General features: G+C 75.5%; 8 protein-coding genes. All 8 read left to right on the top strand.

Annotated elements, in window-relative coordinates:
• Positions 1-20: 20 nt before the first annotated feature.
• Complete coding sequence (locus tag QOZ89_RS10300; protein WP_312623626.1) at positions 21-5192, top strand: type I polyketide synthase; 5172 nt, start codon at positions 21-23, stop codon at positions 5190-5192.
• A gap of 35 nt (positions 5193-5227) precedes the next feature.
• Positions 5228-11248 carry a type I polyketide synthase gene (locus tag QOZ89_RS10295; RefSeq protein ID WP_312623625.1) on the top strand — a complete coding sequence of 2007 codons (6021 nt, stop codon included), beginning with the start codon at positions 5228-5230 and terminating at the stop codon, positions 11246-11248.
• Entirely contained in the window at positions 11241-14738 is a 3498-nt protein-coding gene (locus tag QOZ89_RS10290; protein ID WP_312623624.1) for a type I polyketide synthase, read from the top strand. The genes QOZ89_RS10295 and QOZ89_RS10290 overlap by 8 nt, the downstream gene beginning before the upstream one ends.
• 25 nt (positions 14739-14763) lie before the next feature.
• On the top strand, positions 14764-16281 hold the full coding sequence (locus QOZ89_RS10285) for an acyl-CoA carboxylase subunit beta (protein ID WP_083419297.1): 1518 nt from the start codon (positions 14764-14766) through the stop codon (positions 16279-16281).
• 35 nt (positions 16282-16316) lie between these two features.
• Positions 16317-17189 (top strand): LLM class F420-dependent oxidoreductase, encoded by an 873-nt coding sequence (locus QOZ89_RS10280; RefSeq protein WP_071051364.1) that lies wholly within the window; start codon positions 16317-16319, stop codon positions 17187-17189.
• A 116-nt stretch (positions 17190-17305) separates the two neighbouring features.
• A complete protein-coding gene (locus tag QOZ89_RS10275) occupies positions 17306-17782 on the top strand; it encodes an allene oxide cyclase barrel-like domain-containing protein (RefSeq protein WP_071051363.1) in 477 nt (158 codons plus the stop codon).
• A 269-nt stretch (positions 17783-18051) separates the two neighbouring features.
• Positions 18052-19287 carry a crotonyl-CoA carboxylase/reductase gene (ccrA, locus tag QOZ89_RS10270; RefSeq protein WP_071051362.1) on the top strand — a complete coding sequence of 412 codons (1236 nt, stop codon included), beginning with the start codon at positions 18052-18054 and terminating at the stop codon, positions 19285-19287.
• A gap of 308 nt (positions 19288-19595) precedes the next feature.
• Positions 19596-20846, top strand: coding sequence for an ABC transporter substrate-binding protein (locus QOZ89_RS10265; RefSeq protein WP_071051361.1), 1251 nt, complete (start codon positions 19596-19598; stop codon positions 20844-20846).
• Positions 20847-20912 lie beyond the last annotated feature (66 nt).

The raw sequence follows: 20912 nt of genomic DNA, 5'->3' as shown, positions 1-20912 counted from the left end.
ACGCGGGAGCTGACACCGTCATGGAGCAGGACACAGCCCAGGAGGACCGGCTGCGCGACTACCTGCGCCGCGCGACCACCGACCTGCGCCAGGCCCGGCGGCGCCTGCGCGAGCTGACCGAGGACTCCGAGGAGCCGATCGCGATCGTCGGCATGGGCTGCCGCTACCCGGGCGGCGTCGGCTCGCCCGACGAGCTGTGGGACCTGGTCTCCGCCGGGCGGGACGGGGTCGGCGAGCTGCCCGTCGACCGCGGCTGGGACCTCGACGAGCTGTTCCACCCGGACCCGGACCGGACAGGTACCAGCTACGTCCGGCGGGGCGGCTTCGTCCCCGCCACCGGTTTCGACGCGGAGTTCTTCGGCATCCCGCCGCGGGAAGCGCTGGCGATGGACCCGCAGCAGCGGCTGCTGCTGGAGGTCGCCTGGGAGACGGTCGAGTCGGCCGCCATCGAGGTCGCCAGCCTGCGGGGCGAGCGGGTCGGGGTGTTCACCGGAGTGATCTCGCAGGACTACGTCCCCTGCCGGCACGCTCCCGTTGGCCAGGTGGAGGGCTACGTCCTCACCGGCAACACCACGTCGGTGGCCTCCGGCCGGCTGGCGTACCTGCTCGGGCTGGAGGGGCCGGCGCTCAGCGTCGACACCGCCTGCTCGTCCTCGCTGGTGGCGATCCACCTGGCCGTCGAGTCGCTGCGCCGGGGCGAGTGCTCGGCCGCGCTCGCCGGCGGAGCGACAATCCTCTCGACCCCGCGGGCCCTCGTCGAGTTCAGCCGCCAGCGCGGGCTCGCCCCGGACGGGCGGTGCAAGGCCTTCGCCGACGCGGCCGACGGCACCAACTTCGCCGAGGGCGCCGGCCTCCTGCTGCTGGAGCGGCTGTCGACGGCACAACGGGCCGGCCACCCGGTCCTCGCCGTCCTCCGGGGCAGCGCGATCAACTCCGACGGCGCCAGCAACGGGCTGACCGCGCCCAACGGCCCGTCCCAGGAGCGGGTCATCCGGGCCGCGCTGGCCGCCGCGCGGCTGACCGCCGACCAGATCGACGCGGTCGAGGCGCACGGCACCGGCACCCGGCTCGGCGACCCCATCGAGGCCGGAGCCCTGCTGGCGACCTACGGCCGTGAGCGGGACGACGGGGCGCCGCTGTGGCTGGGCTCGCTGAAGTCGAACGTCGGCCACACGCAGGCGGCGGCCGGCGTCGGCGGTGTCATCAAGATGGTGCAGGCGATGCGGCACGGCACGCTGCCGCCGACGCTGCACGTCGACACCCCCAGCCGGCTGGTGAAGTGGGACGCGGGCGCGGTCCGCCTGCTCACCGAGGCCCGGCGGTGGGAACGGCGTGACCGGCCCCGCCGGGCCGGCGTCTCCTCGTTCGGGATCAGCGGCACCAACGCCCACCTCGTCCTGGAGGAGGCGCCGGCGGCCGCCCGCGCCGGCGAGCCGGCCGAGCCGGGCGGCCTGACCGAGCCGGGCGGCCTGACCGAGCCGGGCGGCCTGACCGAGCCGGGCGGCCTGACCGAGCCGGGCGGGCGGGACGACCTGGCCGAGGCGAGCCAGCCGGCCGCCGAGCCAGCCGGGCGGGCTGAGGCGTCCGTGCCGCCGGCGGGCGCGGCGCCGGTCGTGCCGTGGGTCGTCACCGCGCCCACCGCGGCCGCCCTCGCGACGCAGGCCGACCAGATCCGCGCCGCCGCCCGGGCGCTCGGGCCGGGCCGTCGCCCGCTCGACCTCGCGCACGCGCTCGCCAGGACCCGGGCCTCCTTCGAGCACCGCGCCGTGATCATGGCCGCGACGGCCGACGAGCTGTCCGAGGCGGTCGACGCGCTGCTCGCGGGCGACGAGCACCCCCGGCTTCGGCGCGGCCAGGCCCGCGGCGCCGTCCCGGTGGCCTTCGTGTTCCCCGGGCAGGGGTCGCAGTGGGACGAGATGGCCCGCGAGCTGCTGGACGCCTCGCCGGTCTTCGCCGAGCGCATCGAGGCCTGCCGCGCCGCGCTCGCGCCGCACGTCGACTGGGACCTCGAGGACGTGCTGCGCGGCCGACCGGGCGCGCCGTCGCTGGACCGGGTCGACGTCGTCCAGCCGGCGCTGTTCGCCGTCCTGGTCGGGCTGGCAGCGCTCTGGCGCGCTCACGGCGTCCGGGCCGCCACGCTCGTCGGCCACAGCCAGGGCGAGATCACCGCGGCCGCCGTCGGCGGGGCGCTGAGCCTGGACGACGCCGCCCGCGCCATCGCGGCGCGCAGCCGGATCGCGACCTCCCTCGTCGGCAGCGGAATGATGGTGTCGGTGGCCGCGTCGGCGGACGAGGTCGCCGCGCTGGCCGCGCCGTGGCCCGGCCGGCTGTTCGTCAGCGTGATGAACAGCCCACGGTCCTTCCTCGTCTCGGGCGACGTCGACGCGGCGGAGGGCCTGCTGGCGGCGGCCGAGGCCGCCGGCCACCGTGCCCGGCGGCTCCCGACGTCCTACGCCTCGCACTCGCCGTACGTCGACGTGCTCCTGGATGAGCTGATCGCCGCGCTGGCCCCTTTGGTCCCGCGCACTGGCGAGGTGCCGCTGCTCTCCACCGTGACCGGCGAGGTCGTCGACGGCGCCGCGCTGGACGCCGCCTACTGGGCGCGCAACCTGCGCGAGCCGGTCCGCTTCGCGGAGGCGACCCGGCACCTGGTGGCGGGCGGGCACCGGGTGCTCGTCGAGATCAGCCCGCACCCGGTGCTCACGGCCGCGATCGAGGACACGCTGGCGGACGGCCCGGCCCCGGCCCCGGTCGGCGTGGTCGGGACGCTGCGCCGCGGCGAGGGCGGCCTGGACCGGTTCCTCACCGCGCTGGCCGAGGCGTTCGTCGCCGGTGCGGCCGTCGACTGGCCGGCGGCGTTCCGCCCCTGGCGGCCGGAGCCGACGAGCCCGCCGCCGTACGCGTTCGACCGGCGCCGGTACTGGCTGCCCGACGAGGCGAACAGCGGCCCGACGGCCGGCGGGCACCCGGCCGGCGGCGTCGCCGGGCCGGCCGAGGCGGCCTTCTGGGCGGCGGTCGACGCGGCCGACCATCACGCCCTCGCCCGCAACCTCGGCCTCGACGACGCCGGTCGCCCCCGCCCGCTGCCGGAGCTGGTCGGCGCGCTCGCCGGCTGGCACCGCGAGCTGACCCGCCGCGGCACGCTCGACGCGCTGCGCTACACCGTGACCTGGCGCCCGGTGCCCGTCGACCGCGCCCGCCGGCCGACCGGGACCTGGCTGGTCGCCGTCCCGTCCGGCGCCGACGGCGGGCAGCCGCTGGCCGACTGGTGCGTCGAGGCCCTGACCGAGGCCGGCGTGCCCGTCCGCCTCGTCCCGGTCGGGCCGGACGCGGTCGCCGGGGCCGGGCCGGTCGACGCGATGCGGGAGGCACTCGCCGCGGCCGACGGCGCGCCGCTCGGCGGCGTCCTCAGCCTGCTCGGGTCCGCGGCCGGGGCGGCCACCGGCCGGCCCGACGTCCCATGGGGCGTCACGGCGACCGTCGGCCTCCTGCAGGCGCTGGAGACGGTTGGCTGCGCCGCGCCGATCTGGTCCGTCACCCAGAACGGGGTGTCGGCGGCGGGCACGATCGCCGAGCACCCCGAGCCCGCCATGCTCTGGGCCGTCGGCCGGGTCGCCGCGCTGGAGTGCGCCTGTTGGGGCGGGCTCGTCGACCTGCCCGGCACGCTGGCCGACTGGGCGCGGGGGCCGTTCCTTGCCGCGCTGACCGGACCGGCCGGCGAGACGGAGCTGGCCGTGCGGGCCGGCGCGCTGCTGGGCCGGCGGCTGCGGCGGACGCCGCTGCCCGCGGGCGGCCCGGCGCGGACCTGGCGGCCGGGCGGCACGGCGCTGATCACCGGCGGCACCGGGGTGCTCGGCGGCCGCGTGGCCCGCTGGTTGGCCGAACGGGACGCCGAGCACCTGCTGCTGGTCAGCCGGCGCGGGGAGCAGGCCCCCGGCGCCGAGGACCTGCGGACCGACCTGGTCCGGGCCGGCGCGAAGGTGACGATCAGCGCGTGCGACGTAGGCGACCGGGCGGCGGTCGCCGAGCTGCTGGCCAGCGTCCCGGCGGACGTCCCGCTCACGACGGTGGTGCACACGGCGGCGGTGCTCGACGACCACGTCCTGCGCTCGCTGACCGTCGACGCGCAGCAGCGGGCGCTGCGGGTCAAGGCCGGCGGCGCGCGGAACCTGCACGAGCTGACCGACGGGCTGGACCTGGACGCGTTCGTGCTGTTCTCGTCGTTCGCCGGCACCTACGGCACGGTCGGGCAGGGCAACTACGGCCCGGGCAACGCCTACCTGGACGAGCTGGCCCGCTACCGGCGCGCCCGGGGCCAGGTCGCCACGTCCATCGCCTGGGGGCACTGGGACGGCGGCGGGCTCGCCAGCGCGGAGGTCGAGGAGAGCCTGCGGGCCCGCGGGGTGGCGGTGATCGACCCGGCGCTGGCGCTGTCCGCGCTCGGGGATGTCCTCGACCACGACGAGACCTGCGTCGCCGTCGTCGCGGCGGACTGGGCGGCCATCGGCGACGTCGGGGTACGAGGCCCGCAGGCGGCGCTCCTCTCCGAGCTCCCGGAGATCGTCGCGGCCCGGGTCTCGGCGGCTGCGGCCGCCGGCGGCGCGGTCCCGGGCGGTGGCGCCTCGGCCGCGGGCGGGCCCGACGACCTGGCCGGCCGGCTGGCCGCGCTGCCCGCCGCCCAGCGTTCCCGGCACGTGCTCGACCTGGTCCGGGCACGGGTCGCCGCCGTCCTCGGGCACGCCCGGCCCGACATGGTCGAGGTGGGGCGCACGTTCACCGAGCTCGGCCTGGACTCGCTGACGTCGGTCGAGCTGCGCAACCGGCTCGGCGCGGCCACGGGCCTGCGGCTGTCCTCGACGCTCGTGTTCGACCACCCCACGCCCCAGGCGCTGGCCGATCACCTGCTGGCCGAGGCGGGTGTCGCCGAGGCGGACCCGGCCGCCGCGCTGCTCGCCGACGTCGAGGCGCTCGCCGCCGGCCTCGCGGCGGTCCCGGCCGGCGACCTGGCCCGGATCGGGGTGCCCGGCCGCCTGCGGGCCCTGGTCCGCGGGCTCGGGGACCGGGAGCGCAACGGCCGGCCGGACGAGCCGCCGGCAGTCGGCGGCGCACGCGCGAGAGCGGAGCTGGACCTCGACTCGGCCAGCCCCGACGAGATCTTCGCCCTCCTCGACGACGACCTGTCCGACCTCTGACCCGTCGGCACCCGAACGGACAAGGAGCCGCGACCATGGCCAGCGAGCAGCAGCTGTTCGACTACCTGAAACGGGCCACGAGCGACCTGCGGGACGCCCGCCGGCGGGTGCGCGACCTCGAGGCGCGGGACACCGAGCCGCTGGCGATCGTCGCGATGACCTGCCGCTACCCCGGCGGCGTGCGGTCGGCCGACGACCTGTGGCGGCTCGTGTCGGACGGCGAGGACGCGATCTCGGACTTCCCGGCCGACCGCGGCTGGCCGCTCGACCGGATCCTGGACGCGGAACTCGGCCGGCCCGGCACGTCCTCCACGGCGCGGGGCGGCTTCGTCCGCGACGTCGCCGCCTTCGACCCGGAGCTGTTCGGGATCAGCCCGCGCGAGGCGCTGGCCATGGACCCGCAGCAGCGGCTGCTGCTCGAGTGCTCGTGGGAGTTGCTGGAACGGGCCGGCCTGGCCCCGACGTCGCTGCGCGGCCGGCCGGTCGGCGTGTTCGCCGGCGCCTCGTTCCCCGACTACGGGTCCGCCGTCGCCACGCTGCCGGACGGCGTCGAGGGCTACCTCATGACCGGCAGCGCGGCCAGTGTCGTCGCCGGCCGCGTCGCCTACGTCCTCGGTCTCGAAGGGCCGGCGCTCACGGTCGACACGGCCTGCTCGTCGTCCCTGGTCGCCATCCACCTCGCGTCGCAGTCGCTGCGGCGCGGCGAGTGCGAGCTGGCACTGGCCGGCGGAGTCGTCGTGCTGGCCACTCCGAAGATCTTCGTCGAGTTCAGCCGCCAGGGGGGCCTGGCCCGTGACGGCCGCTGCCGGGCCTTCGCCGCCGGCGCGGCCGGCACCGCGCTCGCCGAGGGCGCCGGCGTCGTCCTGCTGGAGCGGCTCGCCGACGCGCGCCGGCACGGCCACCCGGTGCTGGCCGTGCTGCGGGGCAGCGCGGTGAACTCCGACGGCGCGAGCAACGGCCTCACCGCCCCGAGCGGGACGTCCCAGCGGCGCGTCCTGCGGGCCGCCCTGGCCAACGCCGGCCTCACCCCGGCCGACGTCGATGCCGTCGAGGCGCACGGCACCGCGACGACCTTGGGTGACCCGATCGAGGCGGGCGCGCTCGCCGACGTCTACGGCCGCAACCGGCCCCCCGGCCGGCCGCTGCGGCTCGGCTCCGTCAAGTCGAACATCGGCCACACCCAGGCCGCCGCCGGGGTGGCCGGCGTCATCAAGATGGTGATGGCGATGCGGGCGGGGGCGCTGCCCCGCACGCTGCACGTCGACGCGCCGACCCCGCACCTCGACTGGGACCGCAGCGGGCTCGCCCTGCTCACCGAGCCGCTGCCCTGGGACCGGCGGCCGGGCGCGCCCCGGCGCTGCGCCGTCCCGACAGTCGGCCACAGCGGGACCAACGCGCACCTCGTCCTGGAGGAGGCGGTCGAACCCGCCGCCGCGGCGTCCGCGCCCCGGCCGGCCGGGGCGGGTCCGGCCGACCGGGGCGCGGCGGACCCGCCGGACCGGGCGTTCCTCACGTCCGGGCGCTCGCCGGCGGCCCTGCGGGCGCAGGCCGCCGCGCTCGCCAGCCAGCTGCGGGCATCGCCCGCGCCCGACCTGTCGGCGCTGGCGGCGGCGCTCGCGGGCGGCCGCGCCCACCTCGACGCGCGGGCCGTGGTGGTCGCCCGGGACCGGCCGGCGCTGCTCGCCGGGCTGGACACCCTGGCCGCCGAGACCGCCCCTTCCGGCGGGCCGGGTGCGCGGATCGTGACCACCGGGCGCGCCGCCGGCGACGGGATCGTCGTGCGCGGCGAGGTGTCCCCCGCCGGGGCCACGGCGTTCCTGTTCACCGGTCAGGGCGCCCAGCGGGCCGGCATGGGCCGGCGGCTGGCGGCCCGGTTCGGGGTCTTCGCCGGCGCGCTGGCCGAGGTCTGCGCCCCGCTTGAGGACGGCCTCGGCCGGCCGCTGCGGCCGTTGATGTTCGCCGACGACTCGGCCGAGGCCGGCCTGCTCGACCGCACGCTGTTCGCCCAGCCGGCGCTGTTCGCGTTCGAGGTCGCGCTGGCCCGGCTGCTGGAGTCCCTCGGGGTCCGGCCGGACCTGCTGCTCGGCCATTCGGTCGGCGAGATCGCCGCCGCGCACCTGGCCGGCGTGCTCGGGCTCGCCGACGCCTGCGCGCTGGTCGTCGCCCGGGCCCGGCTGATGCAGGACGCGCCCGCCGGCGGCGTCATGACCGCGGTGAGCGCGTCGGCGACCGAGGTCGAGCCGCTGCTCGCCGGCTATGACGGCCGGCTGTCCCTGGCCGCGGTGAACGGGCCGACGGCGGTCGTCGTGTCCGGCGATGCCGAGCCGGCCGCGGAGCTGGCGCGCTACTGGGAACGACAGGGCCGCCGGACGCGGAACCTGCGGGTCAGCCACGCCTTCCACTCCGCGCACATGGACGAGGTGCTCGAACCGCTGCGGGCGGCGCTGACGCCGTTGTCGTTCGCGCCGCCCGGGCTTCCGGTCATGTCCAACGTCACCGGCGACGCGGCGGCGCCCGAGCAGCTCTGCTCGCCCGGCTACTGGGCCGACCATGTCCGGGGGACCGTGCGGTTCGCCGACTGCGTGGCGGCGGCGCGGCGGGCGGGCGCGACCCGGTTCGTCGAGGTCGGCCCGGACGCGGTGCTCACCGCGATGGTCGCCGACTGCCTCACCCCGGCCGGCGGCGCTGGCGGACCCGGGCATCTCACGGTGGCCACGCAGCGGCGCGACTGGGCCGAGGACCTGGCGCTGACCACCGCGCTGGCGCTCGTCCACGCCGACGGCGGGGCCGTCCGGTGGGCGGACCACCCGGACGGGCCGGCGGCGCCCGGCGGGGCCGACGCGTCCGCCGTCGTCGCCGCGGCGGCCGCCCTGCCGACGTACCCGTTCCAGCGGAGGCGCTACTGGCTAGGGGAGGGCGCGCCGTCCCCGGTCGACGTCGCCGGTCTCGGTCTGGACGAGGCCGGCCACCCCCTGCTCGGCGCGGCGGCGACCCTGCCCGAGCCGGGCGCGGGCGTCTTCACCGGCCGGCTGACCGTGGCGGCGCAGCCGTGGCTGCTCGACCATGCCGTCGGCGGAGCGGTGATCCTGCCGGGCGCGGCGATGGTCGAGCTGGCGCTGTGGTCGGCCCGGTGGGTCGCCGACCAGGCCGCGGCGGCCGTCCCCGCCGGCGGGAGCGCGCGCCCGCCGGCGGGGATCCGGGTCGAGGAGCTGACGCTGGAGGCCCCGCTGCACGTCCCGGAGCGGGACGGCCAGGACCTGCGGATGACGGTGTCACCGCTCGCGGACGGCGCCGGCTGGCGCTGGGAGCTGCACAGCCGCGCCGACGACGGCCCGGACGACGCGGCCGGCCGCTGGCTTCGGCACGCCTCCGGGCGCCTCGCCGCGGAGCCCGCGCCGAGCCCCAGCGACGCCCCGGGCGGGTCGGGCGCCGCGGGGGCGGCGGAGCTCGCTGCCTGGCCGCCGCCGGGCGCCGAGGCGATCGACGTCGAGGGCCTCTACGACCGGCTGGCCGACGCCGGCTATTCCTACGGGCCCGCGTTCCGCGGCGTGCGCGCGGCCTGGCGGTCGGGCGACGACCTGTTCGCCGAGGTCGCGCTGCCGGCCGAGACGGCTCCCGGCGCGTTCGGCCTGCATCCCGCCCTGTTCGACAGCGCGCTGCATCCGATGGCCTTCGCCGCGCTGTCGGGTGCGGACGGTGATCAACCGGGCCTCGGGGTGCGGATGCCCTTCGCCTGGTCCGGCGTGTCGCTGGCGGCGACCGGCGCGACGCGGCTGCGGGTGCGGCTGCGGGAGGCCGGGCCGGCCACCGTGAGCCTGCTGGCCGCCGACGACACCGGCACTCCGGTGCTCACCCTGGACGCGCTGACCGTGCGCGAGGTCCCTCTCGACCGTCTCGGCGGGAGAGCCCCGGACGGGGCGCTGCACGCGGTGGCCTGGCTGCCGCCCGACGAGCCGGCGGGCGTCCCCTCCGGTGTCCCTGCCGTGGAGCCCGCGGGACGGGCACTGGTCGGCGCCACGCCGGGCGATCCGCGGGTGCGCGCGCTCGCTCGGGCGCTGGGCGCCGGCCTACGGCCCTTCCCGGATCTCGACGCGCTCGCCGTCGACGCCGCCGCCGGCCCCTGGGACGTCTTCCTCGTCCTGCCGGGCCTCGACGGCGAGGCTGGCGGCGACGCGGACGCGGCCGGGACGGTCCGGCGGGCCGCCGCGGCCGCGCTCGCCGGCCTCCAGCGCTTCCTGGCCGACGACCGGCTGGCCACGGCCCGGCTCGTGCTCGTGACGAGCGGCGCGGTGGCGGCCGGTCCGGCGCCGCCCCGGATGGACCTGGCCGCGGCCGCGGTGTGGGGCCTTGCCCGCGCGGCCCGGTCCGAGCACCCAGGCCGCGTGGCCCTGCTCGACCTGGATCCCGACCTCGTGCCCGACGCGGATCTCGATCCCGAGTCCGATCCCGGTGTCGGGCCGGCGTTCGATGACGGGCCGACCACGCTGGCATCGGCGCTCGCCGGCGGGGAGCCCGAGCTGGCGCTGCGCGGCCGAGCGGTCCTGGTGCCCCGGCTGGCGCCGGTCGCCGAGCTCGCCCCGGCCACGCCGGCGGACGGCGGCGGCGGGCGGTCCGCGCTCGCGGCCGGGACCGTGCTGGTCACCGGCGCGACCGGCGGCGTCGGCACGCTGGTGACCCGTCACCTCGTCGAGGCGCACGGCGTCCGGTCGCTGCTGCTCGTGAGCCGGTCGGGGCCGGCCGCGTCCGGCGCGGACGAGCTGCTGGCAGCGCTCGCCGACGCGGGCGCGCAGGCCCGCCTCGTCGCCGCCGACATCGCGGATCGGGCCGCTCTTCGCGGCCTGCTCGCCGACGTCCCGGCCGAGCGGCCGCTGGTGGCCGTCGTCCACCTCGCCGGCGTGGCCGAGGACGGCACCCTCGCGGCGGTGACGCCCGAGCGGCTGGCGGCCGTCCTGCGCCCCAAGGCCGACGCGGCGCTGGCGCTGCACGAGCTGACGCAGGGGATGGACCTCACGGCCTTCGTGCTGTTCTCCTCGCTCGCCGGGCTGGTGGGCCCGCCGGGGCAGGCGGCCTACGCGGCGGCCAACCACGTCCTCGACGCCCTCGCCGCCGACCGCCGCGCGGCCGGGCTGCCGGCCGTCTCGCTCGCCTGGGGGCAGTGGTCGGCCGTCAGCGCGATGACCGGCGGGCTGGACGCCGTCGATCGTCGCCGGCTGCGCCGCGGCGGCGTGCTGCCGATGGCCGACGCGCACGCCCTCGCCCTGTTCGACGCCGCGCTCGGCCTCGCGGCCGGTGACGTGCCGGCCACGGACGTGCCGGCCACGGACGTGCCGGCGTCGGCGGCGCCGCCGCTGCTGGTGCCGGCGGCGTGGGACCGGGCCGCCCTGCGGGCCGCGCCCGCCTCGGCGCTGCCGCCGGCGCTGCGGAGCCTCGTGCCCCGGCCGCGCCGCCGGCCGCACGGCGGGACGCCGGCCCCGGAGGCCGCCGGTGCCCGGCCCGAGCTCCCGGCCAGGCTGGCCGGGCTCGACGGCGACGGACGCGGCCGGGCGGTGCTCGACGCGGTACGCGAGCAGGTCGCGGCCGTGCTCGGCTATCCCGATCCGGCCGAGGTCGGCGCCGATCGCCAGTTCACCGACCTCGGCATCGACTCGCTCAGCGCGGTCGAGCTGCGCAACGCGCTGGCCGCGGTGAGCGGGCTGCGGCTGCCGGCGACCGTCGTGTTCGACCATCCGACACCGGCCGCCCTCGCCGAGCACGTCCGAGCCGGGCTGGGACCGGAACCGGGGCAGGCGCGGCCGGTCTCGGTGCTCGACGGCCTCGACGCCCTGGAGCGGTCGCTGCGCGCGCCGGACCTCGCCCCGTCCGACCAGGGCCGGGTACTGGCCCGGTTGCGCGCGATGGTGTCGACGCTCGCCAGCCGGTCCGACGCCGCGCCGGGCCGGCGGACGGACATCCAGTCCGCGTCCACCGAAGAGATCTTCGACTTCATCGACAGTCAGCTCGGCCGGGCGGCGTCGCTGTCGGCCGGTCACACGCGGGAGGCCGAACCCCATGGCTGAGACGACCGGCGGCCCCGGCGCGGCGGACGAGACGGCGAGGCTCGTCGAGTACCTGCGCTGGGTCACCGCCGATCTGCGCGACACCCGGGAGCAGCTGCGCGCGCTGGAGGACGCGGCCCGGGAGCCGATCGCGATCGTGGGCATGGCGTGCCGTTTCCCGGGTGGGGTGGCGTCGCCGGCCGACCTGTGGGATCTCGTCTCGGCCGGTGGTGACGGGATCTCGCCGTTTCCGACGGACCGCGGCTGGGACGCCGACCTCTTCGACCCCGACCCGGACGCGGCGGGCCACAGCTATGTGCGGGAGGCCGGTTTCCTTTCGGACGTGGCGGATTTCGATGCGGGGTTCTTTGGTATCTCGCCGCGTGAGGCGTTGGCGATGGATCCGCAGCAGCGGTTGTTGTTGGAGACGGCGTGGGAGGCGGTGGAGAGCGTCGGGGTGGACGCGCGGTCGTTGCGGGGTTCTTCGACCGGGGTGTTCGTGGGGGTGATGTACCACGACTACGGCTCGTGGGTGCGGACCGTCCCGGCCGGGCTCGAAGGTTATGTGGGCAATGGCACGGCGGGGAGTGTGGCGTCGGGTCGAGTGTCGTATTCGTTTGGTTTCGAGGGTCCGGCGGTGACGGTGGATACCGCGTGTTCGTCGTCGTTGGTGGCGATGCATCTGGCGGCGTCGTCGCTGCGGGCCGGAGAATGTTCGTTGGCTTTGGCGGGTGGGGTGACGGTGATGTCGACGCCGGGTGCTTTCGTGGAGTTCTCTCGGCAGCGGGGTCTGGCGCCGGATGGGCGGTGCAAGTCGTTCGCCGACGCGGCTGACGGGGTCGCCTGGGGTGAGGGTGTGGGTCTGCTGGTGCTGGAGCGGCTGTCGGATGCGCGGCGTAACGGTCATGAGGTGCTGGCGGTGGTGTCGGGTTCGGCGGTGAACCAGGACGGTGCGTCGAATGGTCTGACGGCGCCGAATGGTCCGTCGCAGGAGCGGGTGATCCGGGCGGCGTTGGTGTCGGCCGGGTTGTCGGGTGTCGATGTGGATGTGGTGGAGGGGCACGGGACGGGGACGACGTTGGGGGATCCGATTGAGGCGGGTGCGTTGCTGGCGACCTATGGTCGGGACCGGCCGGTGGGTGGGCCGTTGTTGTTGGGTTCGGTGAAGTCGAACATCGGTCATTCTCAGGCGGCGGCCGGGGTGGCCGGGGTCATCAAGATGGTGTTGGCGATGCGGCATGGAATCGTGCCGGCGACCCTGCACGTGGACGCGCCGTCCTCACATGTGGAGTGGGAGTCCGGGGCGGTCGAGCTGGTGACCGAGGCCCGGCCCTGGCCCCGGGGCGAGCGGCCGCGCCGAGCGGGCGTGTCCTCGTTCGGTGTGAGCGGCACGAACGCCCACGTCGTCGTCTCGGAGGCACCGCCGCGCGACCCGTCGCCGGTGGCGCCGACCTCGGCCGTGGGATCTCCGGCCGAGGCGTTCCCAGCGGAACCGTCGCCGGCGGAACCGTCGCCGGCCGAGCCGGTCGCGGCCGGTCGGGCCGCTCCCACCGGGGTGCGCTCGGCGGACGCGGCGGGTACCGCCGGGGTCGCCGCGTCGGTCCCGGTGCCCTTCGTGCTGTCTGGCCGGACCGCGGCCGGGCTCGCCGGGCAGGCCGGGAAGCTGGCGGGATTCCTGCGGGCCGGGGGCGCGGCGATCCCTGACCGGGACGTCGCGCTCGGGCTGCTCGCGCGGTCGTCGTTCGACCGGCGGGGGGTGGCGATCGGGCGATCGCGGGAGGAGCTGCTGGCGGGTCTGGACGCGTTGGCGTCCGGATCGGCGCCGCCCGGCGTGGCACTCGGAGTGGCGGGCCCGTCGGGCGGCGTGGGTTTCGTCTTCTCGGGTCAGGGCGCGCAGCGGGCGGGGATGGGGGTCCGCCTGGCGGAGACCTTCCCGGTGTTCCGGGAGGCGCTCGCGGAGGTGGTGGACGGCTTCTCGGGTTCGGTGGACCCGTCCGTCAACGAAGTGATGGCGGGGACGGCCGGCGACATCGACGCCACGGCGTACACGCAGCCGGCATTGTTCGCGTTCGAGGTGGCGTTGGCCCGGTTGCTGGCGGAGCTCGGGGTGGCGCCGGACGTGGTCATGGGGCATTCGGTGGGCGAGCTGGCGGCGGCGCACGTGGCGGGGGTCTTCGACCTGCCCGACGGATGCCGCCTGGTCGCGACGCGCGGCCGTCTGATGCAGGCGGCGCGGCCGGGCGGGCTGATGCTCGCGGTCGGGGTGTCCGAGGCGGAGATGGCGGCGGTGCTCGTGGGCCGGGCCGGAGTGGCTATCGCGGCGGTGAACGGGCCGACGTCGGTGGTGGTCTCCGGGGACGCGGAGGCGATCGGGCGGATCGAGAGGTTCTGGCGCTCCCGCCGTCGGATGACCCGCCGGCTGCGGGTGAGTCACGCGTTCCACTCGGCGCACATGGACGACGTCCTGGACGAGCTCGCCGAGGTCGTCCGGGGCATCGACCTCCGGCGGCCGTCGGTGCCGTTGGTGTCGAACGTGTCGGGGGCGCTGGCGGGCGCCGAGATCCTGGAGCCCGGCTACTGGGTGCGCCAGGTCCGCGCGGCGGTGCGGTTCGCCGACGGCGTGACCGCCGCCCGGGAGGCCGGCGTGCGGCGTTTCGTGGAGATCGGGCCGGACGCGATCCTCGCTCCGCTGGTCCGGGACACCCTCGACTCGGCGCGCCCGGCCGCCGCGTCCGGGACCGCCGGCCGGGGGTCGGCACCGGCCGGGCGGGGGCCTGGCGGCGGAGCGCTGGTCGTGGCGGCGGCCCGCCGGGACCGGGACGAGGCGACGAGTCTGGTGGATACGGTCGGCGCCCTGTACGCCGACGGCGTGCCCGTGGACTGGAGCCTGCTGCTCGGCCGGCGTCCCCGGCCGGCCGACGCTGTCGCCCTTCCGCGCTATGCCTTCCAGCGACAGCGATACTGGCTCGACAACGACCCGGCGGTGTCGACCACCGGCGCGAGGACCGACGCGGCCGGAGCGCGGCTGCCGGCGGGGGCGCGCCTGACGGACGGGGTCGGCGCCGTCGCCGCGACGGCGGCAGGGACGGGTGCCGCCCCAGCAGGTCCGGCGGACGTCGCCGGCGCCGCCGGCACGGTGCCGGTCGAGGCCCGCGGCGCGCCAACCGAGCCGGCGGGGGCCGGGCAGTCCGAGCCGGCCCGCCGGCTCGCCGGCGCGTCCGACGCCGACCGCGCGGACCTCCTGCTGGAGACCGTCCTGGTCGCCGTCGCCCAGGCGCTCGGGCACGCCGACGTCGCCGAGGTCGATCCGGACGTCGCGTTCCTCGACCTCGGCTTCTCCTCCCTGACCATCCGAGAGCTGGGTACCCGGCTGGCCGAGACCACCGGTCTCACGGTCCCCGCCGAGGTGATCTTCGACAACCCGTCATCCCGATCGCTTGCGGATCACCTCATCGGCGCCGAGTCGAGCACGGCGCGCTGGGACGCGGTCGCTCCGGTCGCAGGGGGATGACCGACGTGAGCTGGAGCCTCCCGCTATGACCGACGCGACCGACGCGACCGACACTCGAAACCCGGACTCCGGCGGGGGTCCGGTGATCGCCCGGCCCCGTACCGGTGAGAGCGACCCGCGCGCCGCGGCCGAGGGTGACCCCCGCGCTCCGCGGCGGCGCCTGGCCGCCCTCCTCGACCGTGGACCGGTCCTCCCGCTGCGCACGCCCGGTGGCCACAGCGACGGTCCGGGCCTGGTGGCGACGGCCGTGCGAGGGCGGATCGACGGCCGTCCGGTGGTCGCCTTCTGCACCGACGGCTCGCGACGCGGCGGCGCGCTCGGCCCGGCCGACTGCGACGCGATCGTGGCCGCGATCGACACCGCCGTCCGCGACGGCTGCCCGGTCGTCGGCCTGTGGCACTCGGGCGGCGCGAAGCTGTCGGACGGTATCGAGGCGCTGGAGGGCTTCGGTCGGGTCTTCTCGGCGATCGTCCGGGCCTCAGGCCGGGTGCCGCAGATCTCGGTGGTGGTCGGCCCGGCCGCCGGCGGGGCGGCCTACGGGCCGGCGCTCACCGACGTGATCATCATGGCGCCGGGCGGGCGGCTCTTCGTCACCGGTCCGGACGTGGTCCGCAAGGTGACCGGGGAGCACATCGACATGACCGGTCTGGGCGGGCCCCTTGCCCATGGCCGCAAGTCGGGGGTCGCGCACATCGTCGCCGCGTCGGAGGCGGACGCGTACGGCCGCGCGCGCCGGGTGGCCGCGCTGCTCAGCCACCCCGGCCTCGCCGACCAGGAGCGGGCGGGCTCCGGTGTGGACCCGGGCAGCCTGCTGCCGGCCGCCGCCCGCCGCGCATACGACATGAGGCCGGTCATCCAGGCCATCGTCGACCACGAGACCGGTGGGCCGGTGTTCGAGGAGTTCCAGCGGGACTGGGCGGCGAACATCATCGTCGGCCTGGCGCGGCTGGGCGGACGGACGGTGGGCGTCGTCGCCAACAACCCGATCCGCAAGGCCGGCTGCCTGGACTCGCTCAGCGCGGAGAAGGGCGCCCGGTTCGTCCGGATGTGCGATGCGCTCGGCCTGCCGCTGGTCGTGCTGGTGGACGTGCCGGGCTACCTGCCGGGGGTGCGCCAGGAGTGGGACGGCGTGATCCGGCGGGGCGCGAAGCTGGTGCACGCGTTCGCGGCGGCGACCGTGCCGCGGGTGACACTGGTGCTCCGGAAGTCCCACGGCGGCGCCTACATCGCGATGAACTCCCGTTCCCTGGGCGCCGACACGGTCCTGGCCTGGCCGCAGGCCGACGTGGCGGTGATGGGCGCGTCGGCGGCCGTCGAGATCCTGCACCGGTCCGCGTTGGCCGCCGCCGGCGAGTCCGAGCGTCCGGCCCTGCTGGCGTCCCTGGTCGAGCACCAGGAGGCCGAGTCCGGAGGGGTTCGGCGCGGAATCGCGTCCGGCGCGGTCGACGCCATCATCGAGCCGGCCGACACCCGAGCGCGGCTGATAGCCGCGGTGGCGGCCACCCCGGCGGCCCGGGGGCAGCACGACAACATCCCGCTGTAACGACGTCCCGGCTCTTCTCCGGACGGAGCGATTTCGTGAGAATTGGCCTGCAGATCCCGGAGTTCACCTGGCCCGGCGGTCCCGAGAAGATAGGGCCGACGCTCGCCGCCGTCGGCCGCACGGCGGACGACGTGGGCTTCTCGCACATCACCGTCATGGACCATTTCTTTCAGATACCGCAGCTCGGTCCGCCCACCGACGAGATGTTGGAGGCGTACACGGCGCTCACCTTCCTGGCCGCGCACACCAGCCGGGCGGCGCTGCTCGCGCTGGTGACCGGGGTCGTCTACCGCCCGCCCGGTCTCCTCGCCAAGATCGTGTCGACGCTCGACGTGCTGTCCGGCGGCCGGACGTGGCTGGGGATCGGGGCCGCCTGGGACGAGGAGGAGTCGCTCGGGCTCGGCCTGCCGTTCCCGCCGTTGGCGGAGCGGTTCGAGATGCTGGAGGAGAGCGTCCAGATCATCCTGCGGATGTGGGAGGGTGACGACTCGCCGTACGACGGCCGGCACTACCGGCTGGAGCGGCCGCTGAACTCGCCGCAGCCCCTCGCGGTGCCGCATCCGCCGATCATGATCGGCGGCTCGGGGGAGAAGAAGACGCTGCGGCTCGTGGCCCGTTACGCCCAGGCGTGCAACTTCTTCCCGACCCCGGCCCTGCCGCGCAAGCTGGCCGTGCTGCGGGAGCACTGCGAGCGGGAGGGGCGCTCGTACGACGAGATCGAGAAAACCTGTTTCCTGCCATTCGACATCGGCCCGGACGGTGAGCGCGCGGCGGATCTTCTGCCGTTTCTCGAACGGCTCGCCGGCCTGGGTGTCCAGACGGTGATCGGAAGCGTTCCGGATATCTGGCGGCTGCGTGGCCTTGAGGCCGTCGGAAAACTGGTAATACCGGCCGTCGAGGATCTGTAACCGTGCTCTGCCTATTCGACGGCCGTTGTTCTTCGTGTATTTGCTTGCCGACAAAGAGAGGGCTGTTCATGTCATCATTCCGTCAACACCTGCGGCGGGCGTGGTTGGTCGTTCCGATGGCGGCCACCGGCCTCGTCCTGCTGGCGCCCGGATCGGCCTCGGCCACGCCGGCGGCCGGCACGTCCGCCGGCTGCGTGTTCCACGACGACATCACCGAGACCCCGGCCGGGGCGACCTTCAACGACACCGGGGCCCCGGGGTTCTCGGCCGGTGACACCGGCACCTTCAAGATCGCACTGACCAACCCCGACGGCTCGCGGTTCGGTGATGGAACGGGTTCCATCACCGTGCTTGCCGGCCCGCCGCCGGCCGAGAACCACGTGATCATCCTGCTGGACGAGACCATCAACATCCCCGAGGGCAGCCTCCACGCGGTCGGGGTCGTCGACCACACCGCGACCGCCACCGGGGCCCGGCAGACTACCTTCGCGGCCGGCCTCACCGGGTCGCTCAAGGGCAAGATCGGCCTCCGCTCCTATGTCCTGCCGGCAGGAGCGACCTTGCCGCTGGGCACCTACATCCTCTGCGGCTGACGAACCCGTCCGGCGGGCGCGCCCGAGGTCGGCGGACGCGGCGGGGTTCCGGGGGCGTCATCGGCCCCGGGACCCCGACCGCCCGCCACGGACCGGGCCGCGATATCCGGAGGTGAGGCGCGTCATGGCGCCGTCGCGAACAATTTGCCGCGGAATGGCGGAGGCAGCGACATCTCGTCTGACAGGTTACCTGCGGAAGTATCCGTGACAACCGGAAAAATTGACGTCACCAGCCTGGAACCGCTTCTCGGCGCGACTCGGAGAATGACATGAAGACGGATCTCTACGAGCTTGGGACGACACCACCGGTTGGGGTCGTCCCCGACCAGATGTACGCGTCCGTGATACGTCCCGATCGCTACGGCGAGCCGCGGAAGGCATTCCGTACCGAGGTGGTCCCCGTTCCGCCGGTCGGGCGCGGCCAGGTGCTGGTTCTCATCATGGCGGCGGGCATCAACTACAACAACGTGTGGGCGTCACTCGGTCAGCCGGTCGACGTCGTCGCGATGCGCCGCCGGCGGCTCGGCGAGACCATCGGCTGTCACATCGGTGGTTCGGAGGCGTCGGGCGTCGTCTGGTCACTCGGCGAGGGTGTCCGCCAGGTCGCCGTCGGCGACCACGTCATCGTGTCGAGCGTGCAGTGGGACGAGTCGTCCTCCGACATCAGGCTCGGTGCCGACACCGTGATGTCGTCGTCGACGATGGCGTGGGGCTACGAGAGCAACTTCGGCTCCTTCGCCCAGTTCGCGGTCGTCGACGAGTACCAGTGCCACCCCAAGCCCGCCGAGCTGGGCTGGGCCGAGGCGGCCGCGTTCATGCTCACCGGCCCGACGGCGTACCGCCAGCTGTGCGGCTGGCATCCCAACGTCGTGCAGCCCGGCGATCCCGTTCTCATCTGGGGAGGAGCGGGCGGGCTCGGCTCGATGGCCATCCAGATCACGCGGCTGCGCGGGGGAGTCCCGGTGGCTGTGGTCTCGGACGACTCCCGCGTCGAGCACTGCCTGCGGCTGGGCGCGGCCGGCACGATCAATCGGCTGGAGTTCGGCCACTGGGGGAGGCTTCCGGGGGTCGAGGACGCCGTGGCCTCGGACGCCTGGATGACGGAGGCGCGGCGGTTCGGCGCACAGATCTGGGACATCCTGGGCGCTCGTCTCGCTCCTCGGATCGTGCTCGAGCACTCGGGCCAGGCCACGCTCCCCACCTCCATGTTCGTCTGCGACACCGGCGGGATGGTGGTGATCTGCGGAGGTACCTCCGGATTCAACGGCGACGTCGACCTGCGGTATCTCTGGATGCGGCAGAAGCGGCTCCAGGGCTCCCACTACGCCAACCTCCGCGAATGTCGGCAGGTGACCACACTCGTCGGCCAGCGGCGCCTGGATCCCTGCCTGACCGTGTGCGGCACGCTGGGCGACGTCGGAACGGCCCACCAGCTCCTCTACGAGAACCGCCAGCCCCCGGGCAACCTCGCCGTCCTGGTCAATGCCGCGCCGGGCAGCATCTGAACGGGGGTCGTTCGGCTACCCGCCGCCGGCGGTTCGACGGATGAGACGCCGGCCCCGCCGACCGCCCCGACCCGGCCGGGCCCGAGACATCCCGAGAAGTGACGCGTCGTTGCGTCGCCGTAAACATCCTGCTGCGAATTGATGGACGTGAAGACATCTCACCAGACAGACTGTAAGGTCTACTGACTGCGAGACAGACGTAAAATTTCCTGGTCAGGCTGCGGGAAAGGCTGACAATGAGGAACAGGTGGGAACCTCCGCGGTGGGTGGGGAGAGGTTTCCCCGCTTCGCGCCGTACGGGATTCGGGGTGCTCTTGCTGTCCGCTGTCCTGGCGGTCACGGCCGCGTGCGGCTCCGGCGGCGACGGCCCGTCGGCTGGCGACCCGGCCGACGCGCATCTTCTCGGCACGCCGAACAAAGCGACCGGCACGCCCGTGCGCATTGGGTTCGCCAATGCCGACGGTGGCGCCGGAGCAAACTTCCCGACCATAGGCCAGTCCGCGCAGGCGGCAGCGGCGTATGCCAACGACTATCTGGGCGGCATCGGCGGTCATCCGCTCCAGCTGGTGACCTGCGACGATCGCAGCGACGGCGTGTCGGCGGCGCAGTGCGCGACGAAGTTCGTGAACTCCGGCGTGGTCGGCGTGCTGCACGGCTCGGTGACCGACACCCAGCCCTACGTCTCCGCGCTGGGGGCGGCGCACATTCCCTGGATGGCGATGAGCGGCCTCACCCCGGCCGAGTTCACCGGTGAGCGGGTCTTCCTGTGGACCGCCGGTATCCTCGGCCAGCTCGGCGGGATCGCGAAGTACGCCGTCGACCACAAGTTCACGAACGTCGGGGTCATCGGCGTCAACGTGCCCGGGGTCACCGCCGTGATGAACAGCTTCGGCACGCCGATCTTCAACGCGGCCGGCATCAAGCTGAAGCTCACGCTGATTCCGCCCGGCACGCCCGACCCAACGCCGCAGGTCACCGCCGCGCTCAGCGCGAGCCCGCAGGCCGTCATCGTCTATGCCGACGCGCCGACCTGCCGTGGCGTCATTCCGGCGCTGGCTGACGGCAGCGCGCCCGACGGCAAAAAGCCGGTCGTCTTCATCACGAACGTCTGCGTCGGCCAGTCGGTGCTCCAGACCGTGCCGGCGGCGGACTTCGAGGGTGTGCAGCTCCCCGCCTACGTCGGCCCGACCGGGAGCGACGGCGAGACCAGGCTGTACGACGCCGTCCTCCACAAGTACGCCCCCAAACTCAACGTCCTCGACGGCGACACGTCCCACGGCTATGTCGTCACCCTGGCGATGATCCGAGCACTGAACGGCGCGGGAGTCACCGGCGACCTCACCTCCGACACGCTGAGCGCGGCGCTGCGCAAGGCACGGGACGTGCGTCTGCCCCTGGGGAATGGGGCGACCTTCACCTGTGACGGGAAGGCCATCCCGACGTTCCGGGCGATGTGCTCCGGCCAGCTGGTCTCGGCCACCCTGGTCGACGCCAGGCCGTCGAGCTTCGACGTCATCGACGCGACCGACCTCATCGCCAGGTCGTTCCGCGCCTCCTGACCGGGCCCGGGCGGGCTGGCACCTCGAACGACGCCCTTCGGGCAACGCCCTTCTGACGAGCTCTCC

It is taken from the genome of Pseudofrankia coriaricola (genome assembly GCF_032027725.1).
Classification (GTDB): Bacteria; Actinomycetota; Actinomycetes; order Frankiales; family Frankiaceae; genus Pseudofrankia.
Note: the sequence above shows the minus strand (reverse complement) of the source record. Positions and strands in the feature narration are given on the sequence as shown.